Annotated in this window: 11 protein-coding genes; 8 read left to right on the plus strand and 3 right to left on the minus strand. The window is 66.4% G+C overall.

Annotated elements, in window-relative coordinates; genetic code table 11:
• Positions 1-277: 277 nt before the first annotated feature.
• On the minus strand, positions 278-685 hold the full coding sequence (locus HY699_06510; GenBank protein ID MBI4515449.1) for a hypothetical protein: 408 nt from the start codon (positions 683-685) through the stop codon (positions 278-280).
• Between the two features lie 102 nt (positions 686-787).
• Here HY699_06510 and HY699_06515 point away from each other — a divergent pair, with 102 nt between their 5' ends.
• The 8 genes from HY699_06515 (at position 788) to HY699_06550 (ending at position 6,841) form a co-directional block, all read left to right on the plus strand.
• On the plus strand, positions 788-1,222 hold the full coding sequence (locus tag HY699_06515; GenBank protein ID MBI4515450.1) for a type II toxin-antitoxin system HicB family antitoxin: 435 nt from the start codon (positions 788-790) through the stop codon (positions 1,220-1,222).
• A gap of 736 nt (positions 1,223-1,958) precedes the next feature.
• The gene (locus tag HY699_06520) at positions 1,959-2,414 is read left to right on the plus strand and encodes a nuclear transport factor 2 family protein (GenBank protein MBI4515451.1); all 456 of its coding nucleotides are present in this window, start codon (positions 1,959-1,961) and stop codon (positions 2,412-2,414) included.
• Positions 2,401-2,829, plus strand: coding sequence for a hypothetical protein (locus tag HY699_06525; GenBank protein MBI4515452.1), 429 nt, complete (start codon positions 2,401-2,403; stop codon positions 2,827-2,829). The genes HY699_06520 and HY699_06525 overlap by 14 nt, the downstream gene beginning before the upstream one ends.
• A 10-nt stretch (positions 2,830-2,839) precedes the next feature.
• Positions 2,840-3,589, plus strand: coding sequence for an SDR family oxidoreductase (locus HY699_06530; protein ID MBI4515453.1), 750 nt, complete (start codon positions 2,840-2,842; stop codon positions 3,587-3,589).
• Positions 3,590-3,757: 168 nt separating this feature from the next.
• On the plus strand, positions 3,758-4,465 hold the full coding sequence (locus tag HY699_06535) for a TetR/AcrR family transcriptional regulator (GenBank protein ID MBI4515454.1): 708 nt from the start codon (positions 3,758-3,760) through the stop codon (positions 4,463-4,465).
• Positions 4,466-4,493: 28 nt separating this feature from the next.
• Positions 4,494-5,699, plus strand: coding sequence for an outer membrane protein transport protein (locus tag HY699_06540; GenBank protein ID MBI4515455.1), 1,206 nt, complete (start codon positions 4,494-4,496; stop codon positions 5,697-5,699).
• 87 nt (positions 5,700-5,786) lie between these two features.
• Positions 5,787-6,251, plus strand: coding sequence for a nuclear transport factor 2 family protein (locus tag HY699_06545; GenBank protein ID MBI4515456.1), 465 nt, complete (start codon positions 5,787-5,789; stop codon positions 6,249-6,251).
• A gap of 155 nt (positions 6,252-6,406) precedes the next feature.
• Positions 6,407-6,841, plus strand: coding sequence for a helix-turn-helix domain-containing protein (locus HY699_06550; protein ID MBI4515457.1), 435 nt, complete (start codon positions 6,407-6,409; stop codon positions 6,839-6,841).
• 137 nt (positions 6,842-6,978) lie between these two features.
• Here HY699_06550 and HY699_06555 read toward each other — a convergent pair whose 3' ends face one another.
• Together HY699_06555 and HY699_06560 are read right to left on the minus strand one after the other, a co-directional pair.
• Positions 6,979-10,092 (minus strand): efflux RND transporter permease subunit, encoded by a 3,114-nt coding sequence (locus tag HY699_06555; GenBank protein ID MBI4515458.1) that lies wholly within the window; start codon positions 10,090-10,092, stop codon positions 6,979-6,981.
• A gap of 4 nt (positions 10,093-10,096) precedes the next feature.
• A complete protein-coding gene (locus tag HY699_06560) occupies positions 10,097-10,759 on the minus strand; it encodes a TetR family transcriptional regulator (GenBank protein ID MBI4515459.1) in 663 nt (220 codons plus the stop codon).
• Between the last annotated feature and the right edge of the window lie 185 nt (positions 10,760-10,944).

Genomic DNA, 10,944 nt, shown 5'->3' on the forward strand with positions numbered 1-10,944 from the left:
TCGAGATGCCGCTCGCTTCCAGAACCCGTTGGACCAGTCCCACGGACCGGCAGCAGAACGGTCAGGCAGGCACCAACGCCGCCGCGTCGACCCGCTCGGCGCGCATGCGCTCGGCGATGGCCGGCGCCGTCTTCTCGACCACGCACGTCAAGGCCCATTGTCAGACGCGACCTTCATAACGGGGGACACGCTATGCAGTACGAGAGAAACGACGCGCGTCGGTCGCAAGCCGCAATCCGAGAACTTGATGACGACTGCTAACTGCTGACTGCACTTCTCACAGATACACCTCCCGCAGCTTGGTGTCGTCGTGCAGGGCGGCGGCGGGGCCGGTGAAGGAGACGCGGCCGTTGCGGAGGACGCAGACGCGGTCGGCAATCTTGAGGACTTCGCGGACCTTCTGCTCGACGATCGGGACGGCCGTTGCGGAGTTGCGACTCCGAATCTCCCCGTCAGCACCTTTCCTCGACCTGACAGCGAGACTCGGGCGGCTCTCCGGCGCGTTGACTTTCGGACATTCTTGTCCGATGCTTCTCCGGTGACCGGGGCTGAGTTCCTTCGCCGGCTGCAGAAACTCGGAAGGGGCCGGGGTGTCCGGGTTGTCTTTCGCGCGGAGCGAGGCAAGGGCAGCCACGGTACCGTGTACTATGGGGAACGGTTCACCGTACTGAAAGATCGGCGCCAAGAACTGTCGCCCGGCCTGCTGGCTGCGATGCTGGTGCAATTGGGCTTAACCCGCGAGGACCTGCGGTAGCGACCGAAGGAGTCGGAGAAAGGCAAGAGAGCAATGAAGAACTTCGGGTTCGTGTATCCGGCCAAGCTCGAAAGGCATCGGGGCAACGTGCTCGTGCGGTTTCCGGACCTCCCCGAGGCCCTGACGGAGGGTGACGACGACCAGGGTGCGCTGACTCAGGCCCGGGACTGCTTGGATGAAGCGATCGCTGGGCGCATTCGCCGGGGCGATGAGATTCCTGCCGCCTCACCGCCGTGTCGCGGGGAGCGCATGGTGCCGATCTCGGCACCGATGGCCGCCAAGGCGGCGTTGTATCTCGCGCTTCGAGAAACGAAGCTGACGAAGCGCGATCTCGCCGCCCGGCTCGGGTGCGACGAGAAGGAGGTTCGCCGCCTACTCGACCCGCGGCACCCCTCGAAGTTGCCGCGGCTGCAGGAAGCGCTGGCGCAACTGGGTAAGCGTCTCGTCGTTGAGATGCAAGCGGCCTAGCCAGCGAAGGCGTAGAGCACACGGAAGGCCCTGCCCCGCAGCACAGCGCCACGTTGTCACCGGTCGCCGCGGCTGAGATCCTTGGCCGGATCAGACAACTTGTGAACGCCCAAAGGCAAGCCGCGAAGCCCGCTGCGAGGCGACTGGTCCGGCCACTGTAAGGGCCATGGGGACGTAGCGCGATTGCTAGAAAGAGCCAGTAGGGTCGGCCTGCAGGCTCAGGCTTGGGAAGGCGTACTGCGAGGCGTGAAGACACGTGATTGAGAATCGACACGGCGTACGGAGACACGCGCGGCCTCACGGCTGCGCGGGGAGACCGGGCGGGCGGCCGGTGCAGTGGACATCCTCCTGCGCCCCAGCGCCGCCGTCGGCTTCACGGACGAGTCCCCCGACTGGGGCATCCGCGGCGCGGTGGCCCTGGCCTGGGATCCAATGCGGGCGCGTTGACAGTACCGGCCCAACACGCCCAGTGACATCCGGAGGGCGCGACAGAGCCCTTCGACGCCGCTCAGGAGAGGCGTGCCCGTCCAAGAGTCCGACACGACGCACGCGGAGGGCGCCGGGCCCTCTGCGCCGGCGCGTTGGGGAAGTCAAGTCGAATGGATTAACCTGTTGCCGTGGCAACGCGACGACCCCGCAACCCTCCGTGAACCACTTTGCCGGGGTCCGGCTATCTGAGCCGGCGGCGTGTGGCCCGACGGGCGAACCGTGATATGGTCGGATGCAGGTGACACGTATGGCTGCTGCAAGCGCGGAAGATATTGTTCGGCGATTGGCCGATAAGGAAGCGATTCGTGACCTGGTCCACCGTTACGCGCACTGCGTCTGGCGCAAGGACGTCGACGGCGCGGTTGCCCTGTTCACTGCCGACGGCGAGATGGACACCGGCGAGCGCCCTGCCATCCGCGGCCGGGCCGCCTTGCGAGCGGAGTATCAGCAGATGATCAGCGGGCCGCAGCTCCACCCGTTCGTGCACAATCACCTGATCGAGCTGCACGGCGACAGCGCCAGCGGCGTGTGCTACCTCGATTTGCGCGCCAGCGTGAACGGCACCAGCATGATCGGCGCCGGCTACTACGACGACCGCTACGTGCGCGCCGGCAGCGAGTGGAAATTCCGCTCGCGCAAGCTGACGATGTGCTACTTCGTGCCGCTGCAGCGAGGCTGGGCGGAGACCCATGAGCGGCCGTAACCGGCCTTCCGTGCTGCGCGCAACGATTGCAGCGCTGGCGTCGGCGGCAGCCCTGAGCAGCTGCACCGCCGCCGTGCACAACCGCGCAGCCGAGGATCGCCGCCCCCTGCGGCTGCCCAAGATGACGCTGGATTGCATCCTCATTCGCACCATCGACAGCTGGCGAGTGCTAGACGATTATAACCTGGTCATCTATGCGCCGACGCCGGCAACCGCCTACCACATCGAGCTGGGGACCTACTGCCACCCGCTCCGCGTCGCCGACCGAATCGCGATATCGACGCACGAGGAAGGGCACCTGTGCGCCTTTGGCGGCGACGCCCTGCTAGTCGAAGATCAGCGCTGCCCCATCGGTGCGATTCGGCCGTACAAGACCGGCGCCGCGCCTAGCGCCGGCAGCGAGAACTCCAAGTGAGGAGGTACACGTGCATCGGTTCGACGGTAAGACTGCAATCGTGACCGGGGCGGCATCCGGCCTCGGACGCGCAACCGCAGTGCGGCTGGGCTCCGAACGAGCGACCGTCGCCTGCCTCGATGTCGTGCTCGCCGGGGCCGAGAGCGCGGCCACGGAGATCACCAAGGCCGGGGGCCAGGCGCGCGCGTATCAAGTCGACGTCGCCGACCCCCGCTCCACCCGCGCCGGGGTGACGGCCGCCGCCACCGACCTGGGCCGGCCGGCGGTGCTGGTCAATTGCGCCGGCATCGGCAAGTTCGCCCACTCGCACGAACTGCCGTTCGAGGAGTGGTCGCGCATCATCGCCGTCAACCTCACCGGGAGTTTTTTGATGGCGCAAGCGGTCTTGCCCTATCTGCTCGACGGTGGCGGCAACATCGTCAACATCGCTTCCACCGCCGGGCTCATGGGGCAGCCGTACAGCGCCGCCTACTGCGCCTCGAAGGGCGGGGTGGTCCAGCTCACCAAGTCGCTGGCGGATGAGTATTTGAGCCGCGGCGTACGCGTCAACGCCGTCGCCCCCGGCGGCATGGACACGCCGATGCAAGGGGCCTTCAAGCTGCCGGCCGGCGTTGATTTCTCTGCGATCACCAAACTGATGACGCCGCTCGGCGTCGCCCGACCGGAGGAAGTCGCTGCGCTGGTGGCTTTCGTCGCCTCCGACGAGGGCCGCTACATGACCGGGGCCATCGTCTCGATCGACGGCGGGCTCACGATCTGAACGCCGCCCGCCGGTTGGACCGGACTCCCGCCCGACTCGGCGGCAGCAGCTGCCCGGTAAACCGGGTGGTGGCCGGGCTCCCAGCATCGGCTCACTGTCCGGGTACCGCATCCGCCGGAGTGAGCCGGCGGCTTGACGCTCGGGTGACCATTGGTCATAAGATGACCAATGGTCACCATCGGCTCGCGCCCGAGGAGCGTACGCCGTCAGCGCGAGCACGTCGCCCGCAAGCGCGCCATCGTCAAGGCCGCCAGCCGTCTGTTCGTGGCCCGCGGCATCGAGGCCACCACCGTCGAGGAGATCGCCCGCGCCTGCGATTTGGCGAAGGGTACCGTCTACCGCTACTTCACCAGCAAGGAAGAGATCGCCTTCGCGCTGCTGATCGAGGACACCGAGAAGCTGCAGGCGGCAGCGCGCGCCGCCCTCGATCCGGCGCGTCCGGCGGTGGCGCAAATCGAGCAGCTGGCGGTGACCTACCATCGCTTCTCGGTGGCGCAGGCCGAGCCCTTCCGCTACATGTTCGTCGTCCCGCATCACAGCTACTCGGGCCGGGTTGCGCCGGCGTTGCTGGAGCGCTGGGCCGACCTCGGCCGCTCCTCGCTGCGCATTCTCGCCGATCTGTTGCAGCAGGCAGAGGCCGAAGGCGATCTGGCGGTGCCGAATCCGTGGGCGAGCGCGGTAGCAATCTGGTCGGCGCTCACCGGCGTCATCGTGATTCCCGCACAGCCCGTGCGCGCCGCGTTTATCGGTCGGCTCGACCTCGAGCAGCTGGTGGTTCACACCACCCGCGTTCTGCTCGCGGGCCTGCGCCCGCAGCGGCCGCCGGCGCGCGCGCGTAGCTACGCCGGGCGCGGCGGCCGCCGGTTGCGACGGTAGAACCCAGACGACTTCTCAGGAGCTGTACATGCAACCAACGATGTCCTTCCCGGCTGCTCTGCTGCTCACGCTCGCGCTCGCCGCGGGTTCGTGCCCCCGGCCCGCCGCGGCCAGCATGCTGCAGGTTCCCCACATCGGCGGGCGCGACGGTGGGTTATCGGGCAACGTGGTGGCTTCGCCGGCCGATGGCGCCAGCATTCTTCTCTTCAACGCCGCCGGTATCGTCGGCCGCTCCGGTACCGAGATCTCAAGCAGCTTTGCCACCGCCACGGTCAGCGGCCGTTACACCAGCCCGCAGGCCGGCTACGACGAGAAGAGCAGTGAGTCACCGTTTGGTCCGCTGCTGTGGGTCGGCAGTGACGGGTTGGCGCCGTGGTATGTCGGCGGTGGGCTGTACGGGACGGTGGGCGCATCGTTCAACTTCGCCGCTGATCCGGCGGCGGGAGTCCCGGAGCAGTTGCTCGCCGAGTCCGGACTGGTGCAGCTAGGGCTCGTGGTGGGGCGCGAGCTCGCACCTGGGCTGCGCTTCGGCGTGCAGGCTGGGCCGACATGGGGCCGCATTCGCACCCGCGCCCCCAGCCCGCTGGGTGCCGTTCACTTCGACATCGATGGTTTCGGTGTAACCGGCGCCGCCGGGTTGCTCTACGATCTCAATCGGGCCACCACCCTCGGGCTGTCCTATCGCGGCCCGGGCATCGTCTTCATGGGCGGCGGCGGCCAAGTCGGCGGCCAGAGCGAGCGGGTGACGATCGATTTCCATACGCCGCAGAGCGTGGTCTTGGGCATCGCCCACCGCGTCACCCCGCAACTGCTGGTGACCGCCCAAGCGACGTGGACCGATTATCCGAACTTCGAGAACGGCGAGTTCGAGTTCGAGCGCAACCCCCAGCTCAACCAGAGGTTCATCAGCGCTGCGCGCAGCACCGTTCGTTACGGCATGGGCCTGGAGTACGCCGCGGCCGACTGGCTATGGCTGCGCTCGGGCTTCTCGCGCGAGGAGTGGATGATGGAAGCCTCCGCCCTCAGCCCGTTACTCTACGACACTACCGATTCCATGGCCATGCTCGGCATCGGCGTCGCACACGGCCGCTGGACGATCGATGCCAACGTCGGGCTGGGGATCATGGAAGATCGCGTGGTAACAACCGCGGACCAGCCGCTCTTTCCCGGACGCTACCAGCTCGAAAGCAGCCCGGGATTCACCGTCGGGGTGACCTATCGTGTGCGGCCGTGAGGGTCGCGCCCGAGTCACCGGCTGCGACCTGCTTGCAGGTCTCCGCCCGCTCGGGATAGTAGCAACCAGCTAAGTGGGAGGGCCCCGATGTACGACCTGCAAGAGATCGAAGCGATCAAGCGGCTCAAGTACAAGTACTTCCGCTGTCTTGACCAGCACAGCTGGGCGGAGCTGCGGGAGACGTTTACCGAAGATGCGGCCTCGGCGTACGGCGGCGGCAAGTATTCCTTTCAGGGCCGCGAACAGATCATGAGGTTTCTCATCGACGCCATGGACCGCCCCACCTTCATGTCCGCGCATCACGGCCATCATCCGGAGATCGAGATCACCGGCCCGGCCACTGCGGTCGGCATCTGGGCACTGTCGGACTATGTCATCGATCTCGACGCCGGCATCACGCTGCGCGGCGCTGCCTTCTATCGTGACGAGTACGTCAAGGTAGACGGCCAGTGGAAGATCAAGTTCACGGGTTACGAGCGCACCTTCGAGGAGATCGAAAGCCGCGCCGACAGCCCCAGCCTGCAGCTTACCGACAACCGCTTTGCCAAGTAGCAGCCGTGCGCCAGGCGGCTCGGGCGGTTCAGGCGGGCCGGCCAGGCCGGGTCGAAACAGCTTGTGCGGAGGGGGCACTTAGGCTAGGTAGCCACTTGCATTCGTTGGGCGCATCAACTAATTGCGCAGGAAAGTTTTCCGTCAGGAGGTGACAGATGGGAGCACAAAGTGCAAACGCCCTTTCGTTCGGCAACGTCATCAAACGCCGGCGCCGGCAACTCGAGCAGACCCAGGCGCAGATTGCCGAGAAGGTCGGCTGCCGCCCGAACTACATCGGCTACTTGGAAGTCGGCGCCCGGCATCCCAGCCCGAAGGTGGTGACGAAGCTGGCCAAGGCGCTCGACCTCGACGAGCAGGAGATGTTCTTGCTCGCCAACCCCGGGCTGCGCTCGATGGTGGCGCCGCAATCGGCCCCCGAGGGCTCGGCTTGGGAGCGCTTCAAAGCCAACAAGCGCATGCATACGCGCCACGGCATCACGCGCGCCGAGTTGAGCGTCCTCGAAGCGGTGTCGAAGATCGGCCCGATGTGTGAGCAGCGCGATTTTCTCTTCATCCTGCAAGCCATCCGGCAAGGAATGACGCACGAGTGAGAGCTGGCGCCAGCGGCGCCTTTGTTCTCAGCGGGTGCAGCTTTTCGGTAGCGATCGCAGGGCTGCAAGATACATGAGCTCGGCAGGGGCGGTTGCGCCCCTGCCGCAGCGCCGGCTTGTGAGAGGCGACTGCGCCGTCAGCCTTCGACCCTGGCCGAGGGGGCCGAGATCGGTGCCGGCGCCGCAACCGGCGCGTGGACACGGCGCCGCCAAGGCTGCCAGGCCTTGAGGTCCTCGAACAGCGAGTAAGCCACCGGCGTCATCAACAGCGTAATCAGCAGGCACAGCGTCTGCCCGCCCATGACCACGATGCCGATCGAGCGGTTGGTCTCCGACCCGTCGGCGGTGGAGAACACCAGCGGCACCATGCCCGCAACCAGCGAGATGGTCGTCATCAGAATCGGCCGCAGGCGCTCGCGATTGGCCTGAATAATGGCTTCGCGCAGTGGCACGCCCGCGGCCCGCAGGCCGATGGTGTGGTCGATCTGCAAGATGGCGTTCTTCTTCACCACCCCGAACAGCAGCAAGATACCGAGAGCGCTGAACATATCGAGGGTGCCGCCGATGAGCCACAACGAGAACAAGGCGAACGGGACCGCCAGCGGCAGCGAGAGCAAAATAGTGACCGGGTGCAAGAAGCTATCGAACTGGCTCGCCAGCACCATGTACATGAATATCACCGATAGTAGCAGCGCAACCTGGAAGCCCTGACGGGTCTCGCCGTAAAGCTTGCCCATGCCGCTCACCCCGGTGTGGTAGCCGGGTGGAACCTCGAGCTGGGCCACCTTGTGCTCCAGCGCATCAAGCGCGTCGCCGAGGGGATTGCCCGGCGCCATGTTGGCGAGCAGGCTGATCTGCCGCTCGCGCTGCAGGCGGTCGATCTGCGCCGGTCCGGTGCCGTGCATCAGGTCCACGACGCTGTCCAGCCGCGCCTGGCCCAGGCGCGTCGAAGGTACCGTCAGGCGCGTGATGGTGTCGGCATCGGAGCGGTACTGCTGGTCGAGACGCAACCGCACATCGACGAGATCCACGCCTTCTTTGAACGTCGTCACCTTATCGCCGGCCACCATTGTGCGTAGACTGAAGGCGACGTCGGCGACGTCCACGCCCAGATCGGCGGCCTTGGCGCGATTGATTCGCACCTGGAACTCAGGTCGGCCGGGCTCCGAGGTCGTGTCGATGTCCACGATGCCCGGGATCGATGCCATCACGCCGGCGATCGAGTTCGCCAAACGTTCCAGCTCCGCCAAGTCCGGCCCTTGCACGTGGTAGACGATCTCGGCCGAGCGAAAGCCGCTGCCGGACATCGCCGGCGGCTGATCCACGCTGCTGCGCAGTTCCGGGTAGCGGCGTAGAATCTCGCGGGCGCGGGTCATCAGCTCGAACTGGCTCACGGTGCGCTGTCGCAGCGAGTAGAGATCCACCGCCATCTGCGCCGTGGTGACGGAATCGGTCTCCGGTGAGCCGACCGTAACCGTGAGGTGGCGCACGCCCGGCAGGGCTTGGATCTCGCGCTCGATCTCGCGCGCCACCGCGTCGCTGCGAGCCAGCGAGTAGCCCTGCGGCATCTTCAGGTTGATTTCAAAGTCGCCGCGATCCTCCTCCGGCACGAAGGCGCTGCCGACGTGTTCGGCAATCACCGGGATCGAGGCGATCGTCAGCACCGCCCCCGCCACGACCGCCCAGCGATGCCGCAGCGACCAGTGCAACATGGCAGCGTAACTGCGATCGATCGGCCGAAAGAACCAGGCCTCGCGGGAGGGACCCTGGCGCCGCCCGTGCGACAGGAAACGCGAGCACAGCATCGGCGTGAGGGTGAAGCCCACCAGCAGCGAGACCATGATGGCGCCGGCCATGGTCAGCCCGAAGCTTTCGAGGAACTGCCCCATGATCCCGGGAATGAAGGCCACCGGCACGAAGATCACCACCAGCGACAGCGTGGTCGCGCTCACCGCCAGGCCGACCTCGGCGGTGGCGGCGCGCGCGGCCTCGAAGGGCGCCATGCCCTTCTCCTCGATGAAACGAAAGATGTTCTCCAGCACCACAATCGCGTCGTCGATGACTATGCCCACCGACAGGGTGAGGGCCAGCAGCGTGAGCCAGTTCAAGCTGAAGCCCATCACCTTCATCAAGGCGAAGGTGGCGATCACCGAGCACGGAATCGCCACCCCGGCAATCAGGGTCGCGCGCCAGTTGCCCATGAACAAGAACACCACCACGCTGGCCAGCAGTGAGCCCAGCACCAGGTGTTTCTGCACCTCGGCCAGGGCAATGCGGATGAAGTAGGCCTGGTCGCGGGTGACGGCGACCTCGACCCCGGGAGGCAAAGTGCGGCGGACTTCGTCCAGGCGTGCCAGCACCGCGTCGACCGTCGCCACCGTGTTGGCCCCCGACTGCTTGCGCACCAGCAGGGTCAAGCCGTTACGGCCGTTGTGGCGCGACAGCGAGCGGGGCTCGACGAAACCATCGACGGCACGGCCGAGGTCACGGATGCGAATCGGCGTGCCGTGCCGCATAGTCACCACCAGCGATTCGAAGTCGCTGACCGTATTCACTCGGCCGAGCGTGCGCAGCATGGCCTCGTGGTTGCGCTCGACCACGTGGCCGCCGGGCACCTCGAGATTTTGCGCCGCCAACGCCCGGGCCACCTCGCGCATGGTCAGCCCGTAGGCCTCCAGGCGCCGGGGGTCGACGACGATCTGCACCTCGCGCTCGCGCGCACCCACGACACGGATGGCGCCCACCCCCGCTGCGCTCTCCAAAGGCTCCTTGACTTGCCGCTTGGCGATCTCGGTCAACTCGCGTAGGTCGCGGTTGCCGGACACCGCGATCATCATCACCGGCGTACTGTCGGGATCGAACTTCTCCACCACCGGTGGATCGGTGCCCTCGGGCAGCTGGTTGAGCACCGTGGCCACCTTGTCGCGTACGTCCTGCGCCGCCGCTTCCAGATCGCGCTCGAGGTGGAAAACCACGATCACGCGGGAAAACCCCTCGAGGGTGATCGAGCGCACTTCGTCGATGCCGCTGACGGTGTTCACCGCTTCTTCGAGGACCTTGCTGACCTGGGCTTCCATCTCCTCCGGCCCGGCCCCCTTGAGCGTGGTGGTGACGGCGATGACCGGAATGTCGATGTGGGGAAACAGGTCGACCACCAGCGAGCGGTAGGAGAATATCCCCATCACCACCAGAGCCATGATGCCCATGGTGGCAAAGACGGGGCGGCGGACTGAGATGTCGGCGAGAATCATAGAACTAGTGTGATGTCCGAACGGCGGCGCGGTTGGTCGGCCGCCGGCTCGAGCGCCCGTCGCCGAGCGCACTCAGGATGGCATGCGCTCCCGCTTGGTACTGCGTCAAGCGGCCGCGCCGCTCGGTGACCCAGCGGGTGACCATGGCATTGATGGTACCTAGCAACGCCATCGCCAGCAGCGCCGGATCGATACGCGGCAGCGCGCCGCCCCGCACCGCCTGGCGGCACCAACCGGTCATGTCGTCGCTGAAGGCCTGCATCCGGGCGAACACGCGCTCGCCGAATTGCGGCAAGATGTTCCATTGCAAGCCATGGGTGGCGCTGACGTAGACGCGAAAGGTGCGCTCGTGCTCGGCGAAGTAGTCGAACATGGCATCGATGGCCGCGTGCAGTTTGTCGGCGCTGCTCGCCGCCCCCGCCACCCGCGCCCGTACGAACTGCCGCATTTCCTCTACCCCCCGTTCCATCAGCGCCGCGTACAGCCGTTCCTTGTTGCCGAAGAGGTTGTAAAGCGTGCCCACCGACAGCCCGGCCCGCTTCGCAATCTCGTCAACCGAGGCGCCGTGGAAGCCGCGCTCGACCAGCACCGCCTCGGCGGCCTCGAATACCAGGGCCTGGCGCAAGGCCAATTCGCGCTCCTTACGTGAGACTTTAGCAGCAGTCATGAACGAGGGCTCAAAATCTGAACGGAGACTCAAATTACGCGCGCGCCGACCGCCAGTCAAGCAGGGCCAGACGCCCGCTCCGCCGTCGGGTGTGCGACAAATCTGTGGGTAACGTGCAGCCGACCGGGCAAATCCTCACCAGTCTGACAGTACTGTGTACTGTCAGGCCGAGGCCCATGGCCGAA

It is taken from the genome of Deltaproteobacteria bacterium (assembly GCA_016210005.1).
Classification (GTDB): domain Bacteria; phylum Desulfobacterota; class Binatia; order HRBIN30; family JACQVA1; genus JACQVA1.

What these genes read in the sequence shown, in the direction of transcription:
- HY699_06515 (MBI4515450.1), top strand. Translation starts at nt 788, where the DNA reads ATGAAGAACTTCGGGTTCGTGTATCCGGCCAAGCTCGAAAGGCATCGG.
- HY699_06520 (MBI4515451.1), top strand. Translation starts at nt 1,959, where the DNA reads ATGGCTGCTGCAAGCGCGGAAGATATTGTTCGGCGATTGGCCGATAAG.
- HY699_06525 (MBI4515452.1), top strand. Translation starts at nt 2,401, where the DNA reads ATGAGCGGCCGTAACCGGCCTTCCGTGCTGCGCGCAACGATTGCAGCG.
- HY699_06535 (MBI4515454.1), top strand. Translation starts at nt 3,758, where the DNA reads ATGGTCACCATCGGCTCGCGCCCGAGGAGCGTACGCCGTCAGCGCGAG.
- HY699_06540 (MBI4515455.1), top strand. Translation starts at nt 4,494, where the DNA reads ATGCAACCAACGATGTCCTTCCCGGCTGCTCTGCTGCTCACGCTCGCG.
- HY699_06545 (MBI4515456.1), top strand. Translation starts at nt 5,787, where the DNA reads ATGTACGACCTGCAAGAGATCGAAGCGATCAAGCGGCTCAAGTACAAG.
- HY699_06550 (MBI4515457.1), top strand. Translation starts at nt 6,407, where the DNA reads ATGGGAGCACAAAGTGCAAACGCCCTTTCGTTCGGCAACGTCATCAAA.
- HY699_06555 (MBI4515458.1), bottom strand. Translation starts at nt 10,092, where the DNA reads ATGATTCTCGCCGACATCTCAGTCCGCCGCCCCGTCTTTGCCACCATG.
- HY699_06560 (MBI4515459.1), bottom strand. Translation starts at nt 10,759, where the DNA reads ATGACTGCTGCTAAAGTCTCACGTAAGGAGCGCGAATTGGCCTTGCGC.